This window comes from Mesorhizobium sp. M1088 (assembly GCF_040318575.1).
Taxonomy (GTDB): domain Bacteria; phylum Pseudomonadota; class Alphaproteobacteria; order Rhizobiales; family Rhizobiaceae; genus Mesorhizobium.
In genome coordinates, this window is sequence record NZ_JAMYMO010000001.1 from 469,761 (window position 1) to 487,040 (window position 17,280).

Consider the following 17,280-nt stretch of genomic DNA (forward strand, 5'->3'; position numbering starts at 1 on the left):
TCCTTTGTTCCGTGTCGTGTTCAGTTCGGGAGAGACAGTTCGGTTTCCATGAGGCGGTCGATTTCTGCCGACCAGTCGGCCAGCCATGCCTGCTTGATGTCGTCGTCGAGCCATGCTGCGGACAGGCCAGCCAGCGCGATCCGCTTCAGTGCCGGCGGCCCGAGCGCAAAATTTTCGGCGATCAGCGCGTATTCGCGGTCGAGCGTCGTGGCGAACATGGGCGGATCGTCGGAGTGGATCGTCACGGTAAGCCCGGCCTCGATCATGCGGCGGATCGCGTGGTCGGGCGCGGCGAGGTCACGCCAGACGGTGGTGGCCAGCGTCGTGCTCGGACAGCAGGTGAAGACGATGCCCATCTCCTTGCACTGCTCCATCAGCGCCGGATCGTCGACGACATGGTAGCCGTGGTCGACCCGTCTCAGGCCGAGGACGTCGACGGTATCGCGGACATAGTCCGCCGGGCCATCCTCGCCTGCATGGTTGGTGACATTGAGCCCGGCAGCCCGCGCTCGCTCGACGATGCGCGCAAACATCGGCGGTGGGTTCGGGCGTTCGTCGTAATCGAAGCCGATGCCGATCACCTCAGCCGGGCGCTCGGCCAGAACCATGTCCAGGAAGCGCTCGCCACCTGCCGCGCCGAGCGGCTTCGCATGCGCCGGTATCAGCTTTGCCATAAGCCCATAGCGCTCCTTTGCGCGGTGAAAGCCGTCGAGGATGCCTTCGAGCATAGTCGAATAGGCCACGCCATGAGCCAGATGCGCATGCGGGCTGAAGAACAGTTCGACGTAGCGCGCACCGGCTTTAGCGCAGCGCTCCAGTGCCTCGAAGGTGATGCGAGAGAAATCGTCCGCAGTCCTGATCGAGGCGCAAACCAGATCGTAAATCTTCAGGAAATCCAGCAGGTTGCCGTAGCTGTAGAGCTCCGATGTCGGTCTGCCGTCCGGCAGCGGCACCGCGTTCAGCGCCGCCAGCTCGGCGAATGTCTCTGTGGATACGGCGCCCTCGAGGTGCAAGTGCAACTCGACCTTCGGCATGAGCTGAATGAAACTTGACAACGACATCGACGCTCACTCGCCCGGATTGGCAATCCCAAGCCGCACCTGGTTTTCTTGGGCGACGGACGGCTGCCGAGTTGTTCGATAATCGCGGCTTTTTCCAACTGTCCGATCACCTGATACGCAACAGATGTCAGGGAAACGGGGCTTGCACAAGCCAAAAAATGATGCCTAACTAGACACATTCTAAAACTGCTTAAAAAATGTGCAGGCCGGGAGAAATATAGGCATGAAGCACCTACGGGAAGCGCAGAACCCTGCGCCTCCGCCTCAAACAACGCGCCTGCGCTTCATCGGCCGACTGGTGTCGTCGAGCTTTGGCGAGTTCGCCGACAGGCGTGCCGCTCGGCTCAATCTCGATCTGCTGGTGCACGAAGCCGCGGACGATTTTTTTGTCGTCCAGGTTTCGGGCCAGCCCGATCTCATCGATGCCTTCGAGATGGCATGTAGCTTGGGGCCAATCGACTGTCTGGTGATGGACTGCGAACGGGCCGAAATTTGGGAATATTCCAGAGGGAAAGACGCAGAATGACGATACAGGCTGGATGGCACCCAGTGGCGCTGTCGGGATCGATCGAGCCGGGCAGTTCGGCCGGAATCCGCCTTGGCGGAAACGAGCTGGTGGTCTGGCGCGACAACAGTGGCGCAGCGCATGTGTGGGAGGATCGCTGCCCGCATCGCGGTATGAAGCTGAGCTTCGGTTTTGTCCGCGGCGATCATATTGCCTGTCTTTATCACGGCTGGCAGTACGATGCGGCCGGCCAGTGCCGATACATTCCGGCCCACCCCGATCTCAGGGTGCCGGCGTCCATTACCGTGTCTGCCCACAGATCGGCCGAGGCGGCTGGGATAGTCTGGACGGCACTGGATCCGGCAGCAGCATTGCCCGAATTGCCTGCCTTGGCAGAGGAGGTGGTGCCGGTCCGCAGCCTGCATCTCGACAGTCCCGCCGCAATGGTGATCGATGTCGTGAGGGCCATGCCGCCCAGGCCCTTCTCCCGCGGATCCGGGCTCGCTGAGCTGAAGGCGCTGAGCGGGATGCTGTTCAGCCTGACGGTCGGCGAAGACACGCTGCTTCTTGGCCTGCAGGAACTGACCGACAAACGATCGGCCCTACACATCGTGATTGACGGACCGGCAGCCAAGTATGCCGGCAAGGGGCAGAAGCATTTCTTCGCTTGGACGAGCGAGCTGCGTCATCATCTCGAGACCGGGCGTACCGGCGCGACCTCGACGACGCGGGCTGCATGATGGCGAGGATCACGCTCTACAACTACGAGCTGGACGAAAACTGCTACAAGGTGCGGCTGGCGCTTTCCATGCTCGGCCTGGAATGGCAGACCGTTGCAGTCGATGCATTTCCGGGGGCGGAGCAGAAGACGCCGCCATTCCTGGCCATGAACCCGGCGGGCAGCCTGCCCATTCTCCGCGACGACGAGGTGACGATGTTCGGCGCCGAGTCCATCATCGTCCATCTGGCGCGCAGCCACGATTCAACGGGTGCATGGCTGCCGGCGGATGGTTCGGATTTCGCCAAGGTGATGCAGTGGCTTTTCTTCGCGGCCGGCGATCTCGGCGTTGCCGGCGCCGCGCGCCGCCATGCCATGTTCGGCGCCGGCGGCGACGAGGCTGCGCTGCGGGCCGGTGCCGCGCACGCACTCCGCGCCATGGACGACCATATGACCGCGCGGGGTTTCGACAAGAAAGAATGGTTCGCTGCGGACCGCCCGACCATCGCCGACATCGCGCTTTTTCCGGCGTTTGCGCTGAGCCGCGATTTCGGCGTCGACCATGACGAGTATCCGGCGCTGCGCCGCTGGGTGCGTCGCTTCCGCGCGCTTCCGGGCTTCACGACCATGCCGGGCATCCCCGATTACCATTGACGCCCAACATTCGACGAGAACGAGGCAAGCAACAGAATGACCTCTCTCACGCGCTTTTCCGTCCAGCCGCTCTCGTCCATGACCCGGCGGCTGGCCGGCGTCGCTTCCGGGCGAGCCGATCCCGATCTGGTCATTGCCGGCGCACGCGTGTTGTCGACCTATTCGGAGCGCGTGCTTCCAGGCCGCGAGATCTGGTTGTCGGGAGGGCGGATCGCCGCTGTGAAGCCGGCCGGCACTTATAAGGGTGGCAGCGCCAGGATATATGACGCCAGGGGCGGCATCGTCGCCCCCGGCCTGGTCGATCCGCACATCCACATCGAATCCTCGATGGTGACGGCCTGCGCCTACGCCGAGGCGGCGCTGCTCAACGGCACCACGACCCTCTTCTGCGACAGCCACGAGATCGGCAACGTCATGGACGTTGCTGGCATCGAGGCGATGCTGGAGGACGCGCGCCTGGCGCCGTTGTCCATTTTCCTGACGGTTCCGAGCACCGTCCCGGCAACTTCGCCGTTGCTGGAAACGGCCGGTGGCGACCTGACAGCCGAGAAGATCGGCGCATTGTTCGACAAATGGCCGGAAGCCGTGGCGCTAGGCGAGAAGATGGATTTCGTGCCAGTGGCTATGGGCGATGAACGCAGCCATGCCATCCTCGCTGCGGCGCTGAGACGCGGCCGCCCGGTGTCGGGACACGTCTATGGACGCGAATTCGTGTCGGCCTATGCGGCCTCCGGCGTCACCGATACCCATGAGGCGATCGACCGCGAGATCGCCGACGACATGCTCGAGGCCGGCATCTGGCTGTTCCTGCGTGGCGGCCCGCCGACGACACCGTGGCACAGCCTGCCCGCAGCGATCAAGACGATTACGGAACTCGGAGCCTCGCATAAGCGCATCGCGGTCTGCACCGACGACCGCGATGCTGACGACCTGATGCTCTTCGGCCTGGACTGGGTGACGCGCGAGGCGATGAAGGCCGGCATGACGCCGGAGCAGGCCTGGTCGATGGGCTCGCTGCATGGCGCGACGCGCTTTGCAATGGAAGGCGAAATCGGAGGCCTCGGTGGTGGCCGCCGTGCCGACCTGGTGCTGCTCGACGACGGCTTCGATCCCGTTAGCACGTGGTATGGCGGCGAACTCGTCGTCGATGACGGCAAGATCATGCCGCTGCTCGACCAGGCCCTCTCGACCCGCTACCGCTATCCGGACACGGCCTACCACACAGTGAAGCTGCCGAAGCAGATCAAGCTGACGCCGGAGCTGCCAACCGGCAAGGTGGTGGCGCATACCATCCGCACCGAACTGCCGGGGATCACGCTCGGCCACCAGAAGATCACGCTCGATCCGTCCAACGATTGGCAGAACCATTTCGACCGCCACGGCCTGTGCTTCGTCACTGTGGTCGAGCGCCATGGCAAGTCGGACGGCAACGTCGCCTACGGGCTGCTCAGCAATTTCACGCTGCGACGCGGCGCCGTCGCATCGTCTGTCGGTCACGACAGCCACAACATCATCATCGCCGGCCTCAACGAGGCCGACATGCAGGTGGCGCTGCGGGCGATCGAGGAAACGCAAGGCGGCGTCTGTGTCGTCGTCGACGGCAAAGTGACTGCCATGGTTGAACTGCCGATCGCCGGCCTTTTGTCCGACAAGCGCGTCACTGAGGTCGCGGAGGAGGTGAAGATCCTCAAACGGGAATGGGAGGCGGCCGGCTGCTGCATTCCCTATATGGGCTTCAACCTCATCCCGCTCTCGGTCATCCCCGAAATCCGTATCACCGACAAAGGTCTCGTGCTGGTGCCGGAAATGGAGATCGTCCCCGCCTTTGAGGCCGCCTGAGTGGATCCCTTCCGACTTGGGCTGGTCTCACCGCGCATCCATTATTTCCAAATGGTCGCGCGGCTGGGCTCGGTTCGCCAGACCGCGCAGGCGCTCAACGTGGCGCCATCCTCCATCAGCCGCGTCATCAAGGGCCTGGAGGACGAACTGGGCACGCCGCTCTTCGAGCGTGTGCGCCAGCGACTGAAACTGACCAGCGCAGGCGAGCTTCTGCTCTACCACGCGCGTCAGAGCATCACCGAGTTGGCGCGCGCCTCGTCCGAGATCAATGATCTCAGTGGCCTCAACCGCGGCTCGTTGTCCGTGGCGATCGTGGAGAGCGCGGCGCGCGGGCTGGTGCCGAACGCGCTTAAGGAATTCTGGAAGCGCCACCCGCAGATATCGGTCGATGTGCATGTCGCCGGGTCGCAGCGCGCCTGCGATGCGGTTGCCGACGGCGAATGCGATCTGGCGCTTGCTTTCGACGTGCGCGTGCCGCGCAACGTGCGCAAGATCGCGAGCACGCCTCTGCCGCTGGGCGTCGTCGCTCATCCGGGCAGCCGCCTTGCCGGCCGCAAGGAAGTGAAGCTGTTCGATCTTGCCGGCGAACAGGTCATCGTCTCGGACAACAGCCTTGCTTTGGGCATTTCGATCGACGATGCGATCGGGCGCTCCATGATCGACATCACGCGACGGTCACGGACCAACTCGATCGGACTGATGACCGAGATGGTGCGCCTCAACCTCGGCGTGGTGCTTCGCACCAAGCTCGGCATCGAGCCGGAAGTGGCTGACGGATCGCTCGTTTTCGTGCCGTTGCGCGATTCTCGCATGAACCCGCACCGGCTGATGCTGCTCGCCCGGCTTGAACGCGAAATGTCGGATGCGGCCTCCGCATTCGCGGCGCTGCTGGCCCGCATGGTCGAGGCGTTGCATGATTAGTTGTTGCATTTTGCGCATCGATAAAGAGAGTAATTTGTCCCTATCTCGAACAACTGAGCTTTGCGAGACTTCCCGGCCGAAGGGGATGTCATGAAGCAGAGTGCGGTCGACGCGGTCATTCGGGGGCTTAAGCGGGCGGGAGTGAGCATCGTCTGCTATCTGCCCGATTCGTTGTTCAAGGAGCTCTATCCGGCCCTTGATGCCGATCCGGATATCCGCACGATCCGCGTCACCAACGAGGGTGAGGGCGCGGCGATATGTGGCGGGGTCTTCCTGTCGGGCAAGCGCGCGGCGCTGGTCATGGAAAATTCCGGCTTGCGCGCCTCGGTCGAGCCGCTGGCCCGCATGGGCCTTGGAGCCGGCATCCCGGTCGTGATGCTGATGAGCTATCGCGGCGAGCTCGGCGAGAACAACTGGTGGGCAGTCCCGCATGGCATCACCATGGAGCCGGTGCTGAACGCGCTGCGCGTGCCATACCGGATCGTCACAGAGGAGGCGAAGATCGAGCGCGCCATCCTTGACGCCTATTCCTGGTCCTATGCGTCCTATTACCATTCGGCTGTGGCGCTCGGCGGCGAGGTGGTGCGGTGAAACGCTTCGACTGCATGAAGGCGCTCGCCGCGCGGCTGAAGGATGAGCTGGTGATCCTTTCGCTCGGCGGCAGCGTCGACGAGTGGTACAACGCCGCGCCGCATATGCGCGAGGCGAGTCTGTTCCAGCAGCAACTCGGCTGCGTCACGCCGCAGGCCTTCGGGCTCGCCGCCGGCCTGCCGCACCGCCGCGTCATTTCGCTCGATACGGATGGCGGCCTGCTCTTCAACCTGGGCATTCTGGCCACGCTCGGAAACGAGCAGCCGAAGAACCTCTTCGTCGTGGTCTGGGACAATGAGTGCTACCAGTCGATCGGCGGCCCGCCGACCCATACGGCGCTGGGCCGCGTCGACCTTGCCGCGATCGCGCGCGGCGCCGGCGTCGAGAACGCCCATACGGCGCGCACGGTGGAGGAGTTCGACGCACATTGCGCAAGGGGGCTCGCCATGGAGGCACCCTATATAGTGGTCGCCAAGGTCTCGGGAACGGTCCAGCCGGACATCAAGCGCAAACACAGCGACGGCCGCGAGGACAAGTATATCTTCGTCCGCCATGTCGAGGCGAGCGAAGGCATCGTCATCATGGGCCCGAGCGAGCACAACTGACGAGATCATGGGCACCCTCGGACCTGTCGTCCCCCGACGCGCACTGAAACGCAGCTACGATTACGTGGTGGTCGGCTCGGGTTCCGGTGGCTGTGCGGTGACGCGGCGACTGGTCGATGCCGGCGCCGACGTCCTCCTGATCGAGGCCGGCCCGACGGGTCTTGGGTTCGAAGAGATCGAGGACCCCGGCAAGTGGGTGCCGCTTGGCCGCAGCACCTATGACTGGGGCTATGATTATGCTCCGACACTGAGGGTGAATGGGCGTACCATCGGCATCCCGCGCGGGCGCCTGCTTGGCGGCTCAAGCGCCATCAACGCGATGATGTGGTATCGCGGCCATCCGCAAGATTACGATGCCTGGGAGGCTGGCGGCGCCAAGGGCTGGAGCTTCGCCGACGTGCTGCCCTATTTCCGGCGCTGCGAGGACTGGCGCGACGGTGCAAGCGAGTTTCGCGGAGCGGGCGGTCCGCTCCATATCGAGCGGCCGGCGGCACTGCACCCGGTCGCGCAGGCGCTGATCGATGGCGCGGCCGAAATCGGCATCCCCGTAATCGACGATCCGAACGGCCCCGGCAACGAGGGGGCGGCGGCCGCGAATTTCAACATCTGCGACGGCAAGCGCTGGAGTTCGGCGACGGGCTATCTCGTGCCGATCCTGGATCACCCGATGCTGACGGTGCTGACCGGATCCGCGGCCATCGGCCTGACGGTCGAAGGCAGCCGATGCGTCGCGGTCAAGCACCTCGTCGGCGGCGAAATCTGCGAAACGCGCGCGCAAGAGAGCATCGTGCTCGCGGCCGGGGCCATCGACACGCCGCGCCTGCTGATGCTGTCGGGCATCGGCGATCCGATCGAACTGCAGCGCCTTGGCATTGCGCTCGTTCGCGCCCTGCCGGGTGTCGGCAGGAATCTTCAGGACCATCCGCTGGCGCAGGCCTGCGTCTTCCGCGCGAAACGACCGATCGGACCGATAGTGGGCAATGGCGGTGGCTCGATGGTCAACTGGAAGTCGCGGCCGGACCTGCCGCAGCCCGACCTGCATGCCTTCCCCGTCCAGGGCAACAGCGCCGAACCGGCGATCCGCGCGCGCTACGATCTATCCGGCGATGTCTTTTCCTTCGGTGCGGGCCTGATGCGCTCGAAGAGCGTCGGGCACTTGAAGTTGCTCGACGGCAAGCCCGGCGGACCGCTCGAAATCCAACCGAACTTTCTGGCGGAACCGGAAGATCTCGACGCCATGGTCACTGCGGTCGAGATGGTGATGGAGATGGCGGCTGCAAAGGCGAACGCCGGTGTCTTCCGCAACTTTGCCGCACCTGACCGCCGACTGACCCGCACCGAGACAATCGCCTTCATCCGCGAGGCGTGCACGACGTTCTTCCACACCTGCGGAACAGCCAAGATGGGCGAGGACGCGATGGCCGTCGTCGACAGCCGTCTCGCCGTGCACGGGCTGGACGGCCTGCACGTTGCCGATGCCTCGGTGATCCCAACGATCCCGACCTGCAACACCCACGCGCCCGCCACGATGATCGGCGAGCGCGCCGCCGATTTCCTGCTCGCGGCGGCAGCTTGAGGATGTCATGACCGACGGACCGCACACGGAGTACCCGCGATGACCCAAGGTCTCATCCTCGCTGCCGACACGCTGCTCACCATGGATGAAGATAACCACGTGTTGCCTGATGGCGCCGTGCTGGTCGAGGATGGTCGTATCGCCGCGGTCAGCGCACTCGCAGCATTGCGCGCTGCGTATCCGGCCGTGGCCGTGAAGAAACTCGACAATGCGGTGCTTTTGCCTGGGCTGGTCAATGCCCATGCGCATTCCGGTTTTTTGCGCGGCACGGCGGAGCACCTGCCGGTTTGGGACTGGCTGACGCTCCATATCAATCCGATGCATCGCGTGCTGCAGCCGCACGAGGCCGAGGCGGCATCGTGGCTCTGCTACGCGGAATCCGTGCTCGGCGGCACGACCACCGTCGTCGACATGTGGCGGTTCATGGAAGGCAGCGCCAGGGCGGCCGAGGCGATCGGCAACCGCCTGGTCGCCGTGCCTTACGTCGGCGAGCATCCCGACTACAACTACTTCGACACACTCGACATGAACGAGGCGATGATCGAGGGCTGGCATCGCAAGGCGGGCGGCCGTATCAATGTGTGGGTCGGGCTGGAGCATCTGTTTTATGCCGACGGGGCCGGCCAGCGCCGGGCGATCGAACTCGCAAGGAAACACGACACCGGCTTCCACACGCATTGCAGCGAGGCCGAGATCGAGATCGCGGAATTTAAGCGGCGCTACGGCAAACGCCCGATGTTCGCGCTGGACGACCTTGGCTTCTTCGAAACGCCGCGCGCCATGATCGCCCACGCCGTCTGGCTCGATCGAGAAGAGATCGAGCTTATTTCCAAGCGCCGCGTTTCGGTGGCCCACAATCCTGTTTCCAACATGAAGCTGGCAAGCGGCATCGCGTTGGTGGCTGAGATGCTGAAGGCCGGCGTGCCTGTCGGGATCGGCACCGACGGCGAGAAGGAGAACAACAATTTCGATATGTTCGAAGAGATGAAGGTGACTTCGCTGCTGGGCAAGCTCAAGGACCTCGACGCCGCCGCCATGGATAGCTGGCAGGTGCTGCGCATGGCCACCATTCTCGGCGCCAGGGCGATCGGTCTCGACCACGAGATCGGCTCGATTGAAGTCGGCAAGCGCGCCGACATCATCGCGGTCCGCACCGATACGCCGCGCATGACGCCGGTCTTCCGCGACGGACCCTATTTCAACTTCCATCACAATCTTGTCCACGCCGTGCGCGGCAGCGACGTGTCTTTGACGATGGTCGATGGCGAGATCCTGGCCGAGGACGGCGCGCTGCGCACCGGCGACCTGCGCGAGATCATCGCCGAAATCCATCGCGTCGCGCCTGGCCTGTTCGCCCGGCGCGCCGCTTTCCTTGCCCAGAATTCCGGCGGCAGCCTGCAATGGACTCAATAAGGCGAGCCCCGGTCATGAAGACGACGGACAGGGCGGCACTGGACGATTGGTACGCGGTGGAGACGGTCGCCGACCTGGATGGCGCGCCGAGCCATACGCGGCTGCTCGGCCAAGACATCGAACTGGTCCGTGACATCACGGGCGAAATCACGGTTCGGGAGGTCCTGGACGACGGCAACCGCGGCCCCGCGCTGCCCGTCCGGCAGCGCTACGGCTGCGTCTGGACGACGCTGGGCCTGCCCGGGAAGGAAATCTTCGAGATCGCCGAGGCATCGGAACCCGACCGCCGCTACGTGCCCTGCGGCTGGGTGACGATGCGGGCGTCGGGTTTGCGTGTCGTGGAGAACTTCCTCGACATGGCGCATTTCCCCTTCGTGCATACCGACATTCTCGGCTCGGAGCCGCACACGGAAGTACCCGCCTATCTGAGCGAGATACGTCGCGAAGTAGACGAGGTCTGGGCGACCAACTGCACGTTTTTCCAGCCGCGCATTGCCGCCACGGAAAGCTCCGGCGCGTTCGTGCATCTGACCTATCGCGTGCCGAGCCCATTCGTGGTGATGCTCTATCGCGTGTGCCCCGTGGCGCCGGACCGGCTCGACGCAATCGCGCTGTTCATCCAGCCCATCGAGGAAGACCGCTGCCGCGCCCAGCCGGTCATGTATCTCGTCGACTCGGCTTCGACGCAGACGGCGTTGCTCAACTTCGAACAGGTCATCTTCCTGCAAGACCGGATCATCGTGGAGAACCAGCGGCCGCTGCGCCTTCCGCTCGAGCCGCGGATGGAAATCCCGACCCGCGCCGACAGCGCCTCCATCGCCTACCGCCGCTGGCTGAAGGAAAAAGGCATCCGTTTCGGCACGACCGCGAGAGCCACATGACCGAGTCGGGTCTCCAGGTGCTTCGCCCGACCTCCGTTGCCGAGGCGCTGTCATTGGCAGGCGAGGGCGCGTCGCAACTGGTCGCCGGGGGCACGGCGCTGCAGCTCGGCTGGGCGAAGGGCCTGCCAAAGCCGCGGCGCCTCATCGACATCGGCCGTATCGCCTGCCTGAAGGGCATCCAACTGGCCGGCGACGGGTTTCGGATCGGCGCACTGACGACCCTGGGTGCCTTGGAGCGTGACCGGGCGATAGGCGAGACTTTGCCTCTGCTCGCAGCCGCAGTCCGCGCCACGGCGGGACCCGCCGTCCGCAATCTCGCAACGCTGGGCGGCAACGTCGCGGGGGGCACGGGTTGCCTTCTGCCGGCCCTGCTCGCGATCGATGCGAAGCTGGAGATCGTCTCACCGGCTGGGCGCGCCGTCGTGCCGCTCGCGCAATGGTTGGCCGACGCACCGTCAGCGGGCCTCATTGAGACGGTCATCGTTCCACCGCAGCCTGCCGCTCGCTGGACCCATCGCAAAGTCGGCCTGCGCGCCGCCTTCACCCCAAGCGTGGCCGGTGTCGCCGGGTTGATCGAAACGGCGGACGATCGTGTCACGATCGCGCGGCTCGCGGCCAGCGGCGGCGGGGAAGCAGCCCGTCTCGGTCACGCCGAAGCGCTGCTCATCGGCCGGCGCCTCCAAGAGATCGATTGGGCCGAGCTGCACGCCGCAATTCTCGAAGAGGCGCCGGCGATCGATGATGCATGGCGGTCCGACCGCTATCGGCGCAGTGTCGTGGCGAATGCGCTGGTCTTCGGGCTCGGCGGAAAGTTGTCCCAAGGAGCACATTCGCCGCGCCGGCGGACCGTGCCGTACGGAAATCCACCTGCCGAAATTCTCGTGTCGCGATCGGAGATCGGCGCACGCTGGCACCAGCGGCCGGACGTTGCACCGAAAATCGCAGGCAGGCTCGAATACCTGACCGACCGTCGCGAGCCCGCCATGCTGGTCGGGCGCATTCGGCGTGCCGGCATTCCCCATGCAAGGATCGTTTCCATCGATACGAGCGCGGCCGAGGCGCTGCCAGGAGTCGCGGCGGTTGTAACGCACCGCGACATTGCCGGCAGCAATGCCTTCGGCATTGTCGTGCAGGATCAGCCGGCACTGTGCTTCGACAAGGTCCGCTATTTCGGCGACGCTGTTGCTGCCGTTGCCGCTGTTGACACACGGACGGCCGAACGCGCGCTTGCTCTCGTCAGCGTCGAATACGAGCCGCTGCCAATTGTGAGCGATCCCCAACAGGCACTCGCCGCTGGGGCCGAGCCGGTCCACGCCTCAGGCAATCTGCAGTGCAGCTTCGAGTTCACGCGTGGCGATGCCGCCGCGGCTTTTGCCAAGGCAGCTCATATCGTCGAGGCTGTCTACGAAACGCCGAGCCAGATGCACGGCTTTATGGAGACGGAGGGCGGCTACGCTTTCGTCGGCACGGATGGTACCCTGAACGTCTTTGCCGGTGGGCAGCATGGCCGCCGCGACCGCATGCAGCTCTCGCGCATCCTCGGTATGCCGCAAGAGCGGATACGGGTGGTCACCAGCCCGACTGGCGGCGCTTTCGGCGGCAAGGACGAGCTGACCGTGCAGCCGGCCCTGGCCCTGCTGGCGCTGAAGACCGGACGCGCCGTGCGGCTGCATCTCGAGCGGGCGGAATCCGTCATCGCGGGTACCAAGCGCAATGCCATGCACATCCATATGCGCACCGCCTGCGACGCCGAGGGTCGTCTGCTCGCCCAACAGGTGGATGTGATCGCGGATGCCGGCGCCTACGCGTCGCTCGGTCCGGGCGTGCTTGAGACGGCGCTCGAACACGCCTGCGGGCCATATGTCGTTCCCAACGTCCTCAGCTCGGGCAGGCTCGCCTATACCAATAACGGCGTCTGCGGCGCGTTTCGTGGCTTCGGTGCCAACCAGATGGCCTTCGCGGTAGAGTGCCAGCTGGACCGGCTGGGCGAAGCCGCCGACATCGACATTATCGAGATACGGCGCCGCAATTTGCGCGAGCCTGGCACGCGAGGCCATCTCGGCCAGCAGGTCGCGCCGTCCGAACGTCTGGCCGAGATGCTGCAAGCCGCCGCTGCTGACCCGATCTGGGCCAAGCCGCGTGGTCCGTCGTTCGACGGCTCTGAGACTATCGGCGTCGGGATGGCGATGAACTATCAAGGCAATGGACTAGGCACGCTGCCGCCGGACCCGGCCGGAGGCGCGTTGCGCTTGGCTCCGGATGGCATGATCGAAGCGCTCTATGGCCTGGACGAGATGGGACAAGGCCTGCTCACCTCGGTGAAGGCCGCGGTCGCCGGAGCGCTCGGCTGCGGCCGCGACGATGTCCGGCCGGTCACCGGTGATACGGCGGCGACGCCCGAATCCGGCTCCTCCACCGCCTCGCGCGGCACTCACGTGGTTTGGCGGGTCGCAGCAGTCGCCGCACCACCTTTTACGCGCGACCTCCTGGCAGCAGCGGGCCAGCTGCTTTGCCGCGAAGCCGGGACGCTGGCGCTGGCACCCGGCGGTATCGTCGAGCGACATTCCAACAGCGGGTCACTGCTCTTGAGTTTCGCCGAACTTGCCGAGGCGTTGCCTCCCGACCGGCTGCCAGCTGCTGCCGTCAGCTTCGAGTTTCCGAAATCGGACTATCTGGAAGGCAATGCACGCCTGATCTTCGCCTTCGGCGCGACACTGGCGCGCGTTGCCGTGAGCCGCATCACTGGGCAGATACGCGTGCTCGAGCTCCATCAGCATACCGCGGCCGGACCGATGCTCGATGCTGCCGCCTATCTTGGCCAGATCGAAGGCGGCGGCGTCCAGGGGCTGGGCTTCACCCTCACTGAGGACGCGGCTATGCGGGATGGCCGGGATCTTGCCGGCAACCTCGATTTCTACATGCTGCCAGGCATTGCCGACACGCCGGAAAGCTTCGCGACCTTCGCGTTGGAGGATCTGGACGAGGACGACCCGTTCGGCCCGCGCGGAGTTGGTGAGCTTGGCATTGGTGCCGTGACGCCAGCCGTCGTCAACGCGATTGCGGACGCCACAGGGGCTTGGCCCGAGCGCCTCCCGGTCGATCCTGAATGGGTACTCGACGCGCTGCAGAGGAGTGCAGCGTGAGTGCCGAGATCGCGATTACCTTTAACCTAAACGGCTGCCGCCAGGCGCTGGCCGTGCCCGCCGAGTTGCGCCTGATCGACCTGCTGCGCGATCATTTCGGCATGACTGCCGCCAAGATGGCTTGCGGCATCGGCCGCTGCGGCGCTTGTTCCGTGCTGATGGACGATCGCGCGGTCAATGGCTGTCTGCTCATGTCGTGGCAACTCGACGGGGCCACCATCATCACGCCGGAGGGTTTCGACGACCTTCCCGAAGCCATTGTCCTGCGCCAGGCTCTGGCGGCCGAAAACGCTTTCCAGTGCGGCTACTGCGCACCCGGCATCACTGTTGCGCTGACCGCTCTGCTGCTGGAGAATCCGGCTCCAGACGAGTCTCAGATCCGCACTGCGCTCGAAGGCAATATCTGCCGCTGTACCGGCTATCATTCCATCATCCGCGGTGCCCTCGCGGCGGTCGAGGCGTTCGCTTGCGGGGTACGGACATGACGGTCATCATTCGAAACGGTGCAGCCAGGCACGCAGGCGTCGAGGCGTTCCTGGCCAAACCCAGAATGCGGCACCTGATCGGCGGCGGCTGGTGCGACGCCAGCGATGGCGCAACCTTGCCCGCGACCGATCCTGCGAATGGCGACACGCTCGCGCTGCTGGCGCAAGGCACAGCCGATGACGCCGGGCGCGCCGTTGCTGCGGCGCGTGCTGCTTTCGAAGGCGAGAGCTGGCGCGACATGACACCGTCGGCACGCGGCAAGCTGCTATGGCGCATCGCCGACCTGATTGAACGCCATGCCGATGAGCTTGCAGAACTCGAGACGCTTGACCAAGGAAAGTCGCTGAAGACCTCGCGCTTCGCCGAGATTCCCGCCTCGGCCGAGCAGTTCCGCTATTTTGCCGGTTTTGCCACGAAAATCCTCGGCACGACCATCCCCACCTCCATCAGCTACCAACCGGTGGGCAGCAAGATTTTCGCCTACACGGTGCGAGAGCCGATCGGTGTCGTGGCTGCCATAACGCCATGGAATTCGCCGCTGCTTATGGCCTCGATGAAGCTCGCCCCGGCGCTTGCCGCCGGCTGTACGATCGTGCTCAAGCCAGCTGAGGAAACGTCGCTCACCGCGCTCAGGCTCGGCGAACTGATGATCGAAGCCGGCTTGCCTGACGGCGTCGTCAATATCGTGACCGGTCTCGGTGAAACCGTGGGCGCAGCATTGGCTGCAGATCCCGATGTCGATAAGGTCGCCTTCACCGGCTCGACGGAAGTCGGAAAGATGATCGTCTCCGCAGCGCGCGGCAATCTGAAGAAGCTGACGCTCGAGCTGGGCGGCAAGTCGCCGGCCATCATCATGCCCGATGCGGACATGGGGCTCGCAATCCCCGGAGTGGCTCGGGGGATCTTCGCCAATGCCGGCCAGGTCTGCGTCGCCGGCTCGCGTGTCTATGCGCATCGCTCGATCTACGACCGTCTGGCGGAGGGGCTGGCGGAAGAGGCGCGAAAGCTGCGTCTCGGACACGGGCTTGGCCCGGATACCGACCTTGGTCCGCTGGTCAACGGAACCCAGGCTGCGCGCGTCGCCTTCTACGTCGGCGATGGTGCTTCCAGCGGCGCCGAGATCATCGCCGGCGGCCGGCGCTTCGACAACTTCTTCGAGCCGACCGTGGTTACCGGCGTGCGCCCGGACATGCGCATGATGCGCGAGGAAATCTTCGGCCCGGTCGTTGCCGTGACACCGTTCGACGATGTCGCGGAGGCGATAAGCCTTGCGAACGACTCGCCCTACGGCCTCGCCGCAAGCGTCTGGACCCGCGACCTATCCACTGCGCATCGCCTTGCCGCACGTATCCGGTCGGGCACCGTCTGGATCAATTGCCATTCCTACTTCTCGCCGGAACTGCCGAAGGGCGGCCACAAGCAATCCGGTTGGGGCTATGAGAACGGCGCACCGGGTCTGGAGAACTATCTCGAGACGAAAACGGTCTGCGCGGTGATTTAGCCGCGCCTTTTCCGCGATGTTCGCGGATCGGAGGCTGACAGCCCTTCCATCGGCGGACAAGGATTGATCGAAAATTGCTCGGATCCTCCTGAGGACCAGTTCCTTGGCGGCCTTGGTCCACATCGACGTTGCACTTGACTCGTCCATATTATCCGTAATAAATCATACATATTGCTATCGAAAAAAGGCGGCAGGTCTGGGAGGACCGATGAAAATCACGGCCATCAAGGCGCGCGTCTGCAATGCGGAAATGCGCAACTGGGTCTTCGTCCGGGTCGAAACCGACGAGCCCGGGCTGTTTGGCTGGGGTGAGGCAACGCTGGAATGGAAGACGCGAGCCGTCGTTGGGGCGCTTCAGGACCTTGAGGCCCTGCTCATCGGGCAGGATCCGCGCAACGTGGAGCAGTGCTACCAGATACTTACGCGCCACGGATTTTGGCGTCTTGGCGTCGAGGGAATGTCTGCCGTCAGCGGCATCGAGATCGCGCTCTGGGACATCCTGGGCAAGTCATTGGGCGTCCCCGTCTGGCGCCTTCTGGGCGGACAGGTTCGCGACTATCTGCGCACCTATACGCATCTCGGCCTCGGAGACATGAAGGCGGTCTATGAGACCGGATCCGCGGACGCGATCGTGGAACGCGGACGCATCGTGACGCAGGCAGGCTACGATGCGGTCAAGGTCGTCTGCATTCCCTACACCCACTACGCATCGCCTGCGAAAGCCGTTGATTCTGTCGCCAACATGGTTGGCTCACTTCGCGAGGCCATAGGTCCGGACATCGACATCATGGTCGATTTCCATGGACGCCCTGCATCCGTTAACGCTGCGATGGACTACCTCAGAGCAATCGAGCCGGCCCGCATCATGTTCGCGGAAGAACCCGTGCCGCCCGAAGATGTTGCCGGACTGGCGCATATCACGGCGCGATCGGCCGTGCCGATCGCTTCCGGCGAGCGGCTGATCGGGCGTCGCGAATTCACGCACTCGATCGCAGCCCGTGCCTTCAACATTGCCCAGCCTGATATTTGCCACACTGGCGGTCTGCTGGAGACAAAGAAGATCGCGGCCATGGCGGAAACGGCAGGCATCGGCCTTGCGCCGCACAACCCGCTCGGTCCGATCGCTGGCGTCGCTGCTCTTCACTTCGGCATATCGACGCCAAACGTCGTCATTCAGGAGGAGATGTCCGGTGCCGTCGCCTGGTACGACGACGTCGTTACCTGGCCAATTCGGCGTAAACCAGGCCGCTGGGACCTGCCCGATCTGCCGGGCCTTGGCGTCACCGTCAATGAGGACGTCATCGCGCGTCACCCCTTCAAGCAGGAAGTGCTGCATGCCCGCAATGCCGTCATGCCGGACGGCACCGTGGTCGACTGGTGAATGCA

Annotated in this window: 15 protein-coding genes; 14 read left to right on the top strand and 1 reads right to left on the bottom strand. The window is 64.5% G+C overall.

Going from position 1 to position 17,280, the window contains the following annotated elements; genetic code table 11:
* Window positions 1-20 precede the first annotated feature (20 nt).
* A complete protein-coding gene (gene add, locus NKH49_RS02375) occupies window positions 21-1,061 on the bottom strand; it encodes an adenosine deaminase (protein WP_352612493.1) in 1,041 nt (346 codons plus the stop codon).
* 223 nt (window positions 1,062-1,284) lie between these two features.
* Between add and NKH49_RS02380 the strand changes: the two genes are divergently transcribed.
* The 14 genes from NKH49_RS02380 (at window position 1,285) to dgoD (ending at window position 17,275) form a co-directional block, all read left to right on the top strand.
* The gene (locus NKH49_RS02380) at window positions 1,285-1,587 is read left to right on the top strand and encodes a hypothetical protein (RefSeq protein WP_352470594.1); all 303 of its coding nucleotides are present in this window, start codon (window positions 1,285-1,287) and stop codon (window positions 1,585-1,587) included.
* Window positions 1,584-2,306, top strand: a complete 723-nt coding sequence (locus NKH49_RS02385; RefSeq protein ID WP_352470593.1) for a Rieske 2Fe-2S domain-containing protein — start codon at window positions 1,584-1,586, stop codon at window positions 2,304-2,306. The genes NKH49_RS02380 and NKH49_RS02385 overlap by 4 nt, the downstream gene beginning before the upstream one ends.
* Window positions 2,303-2,938, top strand: a complete 636-nt coding sequence (locus NKH49_RS02390; RefSeq protein ID WP_352612496.1) for a glutathione S-transferase family protein — start codon at window positions 2,303-2,305, stop codon at window positions 2,936-2,938. Before NKH49_RS02385 ends, NKH49_RS02390 begins: the two co-directional genes overlap by 4 nt.
* 36 nt (window positions 2,939-2,974) lie before the next feature.
* A complete protein-coding gene (locus NKH49_RS02395; protein WP_352470591.1) occupies window positions 2,975-4,777 on the top strand; it encodes an adenine deaminase in 1,803 nt (600 codons plus the stop codon).
* Entirely contained in the window at window positions 4,778-5,698 is a 921-nt protein-coding gene (locus NKH49_RS02400; RefSeq protein WP_352470590.1) for a LysR family transcriptional regulator, read from the top strand.
* A 90-nt stretch (window positions 5,699-5,788) separates the two neighbouring features.
* The gene (locus NKH49_RS02405; protein WP_352612499.1) at window positions 5,789-6,289 is read left to right on the top strand and encodes a thiamine pyrophosphate-binding protein; all 501 of its coding nucleotides are present in this window, start codon (window positions 5,789-5,791) and stop codon (window positions 6,287-6,289) included.
* On the top strand, window positions 6,286-6,894 hold the full coding sequence (locus tag NKH49_RS02410; protein ID WP_352612501.1) for a thiamine pyrophosphate-dependent enzyme: 609 nt from the start codon (window positions 6,286-6,288) through the stop codon (window positions 6,892-6,894). Before NKH49_RS02405 ends, NKH49_RS02410 begins: the two co-directional genes overlap by 4 nt.
* Window positions 6,895-6,901: 7 nt before the next feature.
* The gene (locus NKH49_RS02415) at window positions 6,902-8,470 is read left to right on the top strand and encodes a GMC family oxidoreductase (RefSeq protein WP_352612503.1); all 1,569 of its coding nucleotides are present in this window, start codon (window positions 6,902-6,904) and stop codon (window positions 8,468-8,470) included.
* A gap of 39 nt (window positions 8,471-8,509) precedes the next feature.
* Window positions 8,510-9,883: an amidohydrolase family protein gene (locus NKH49_RS02420; protein WP_352502552.1), complete on the top strand. Its 1,374-nt coding sequence runs from the start codon at window positions 8,510-8,512 to the stop codon at window positions 9,881-9,883.
* Window positions 9,884-9,897: 14 nt separating this feature from the next.
* A complete protein-coding gene (locus NKH49_RS02425) occupies window positions 9,898-10,764 on the top strand; it encodes an aromatic ring-hydroxylating dioxygenase subunit alpha (protein WP_352612505.1) in 867 nt (288 codons plus the stop codon).
* Window positions 10,761-13,907 (top strand): molybdopterin cofactor-binding domain-containing protein, encoded by a 3,147-nt coding sequence (locus NKH49_RS02430; RefSeq protein WP_352870975.1) that lies wholly within the window; start codon window positions 10,761-10,763, stop codon window positions 13,905-13,907. Before NKH49_RS02425 ends, NKH49_RS02430 begins: the two co-directional genes overlap by 4 nt.
* A complete protein-coding gene (locus tag NKH49_RS02435; RefSeq protein ID WP_352612510.1) occupies window positions 13,904-14,392 on the top strand; it encodes a (2Fe-2S)-binding protein in 489 nt (162 codons plus the stop codon). Before NKH49_RS02430 ends, NKH49_RS02435 begins: the two co-directional genes overlap by 4 nt.
* Entirely contained in the window at window positions 14,389-15,894 is a 1,506-nt protein-coding gene (locus NKH49_RS02440) for an aldehyde dehydrogenase family protein (RefSeq protein ID WP_352612512.1), read from the top strand. Before NKH49_RS02435 ends, NKH49_RS02440 begins: the two co-directional genes overlap by 4 nt.
* A gap of 208 nt (window positions 15,895-16,102) precedes the next feature.
* Window positions 16,103-17,275 (top strand): galactonate dehydratase, encoded by a 1,173-nt coding sequence (gene dgoD, locus NKH49_RS02445; protein ID WP_352470581.1) that lies wholly within the window; start codon window positions 16,103-16,105, stop codon window positions 17,273-17,275.
* The last annotated feature ends 5 nt before the right edge of the window (window positions 17,276-17,280 follow it).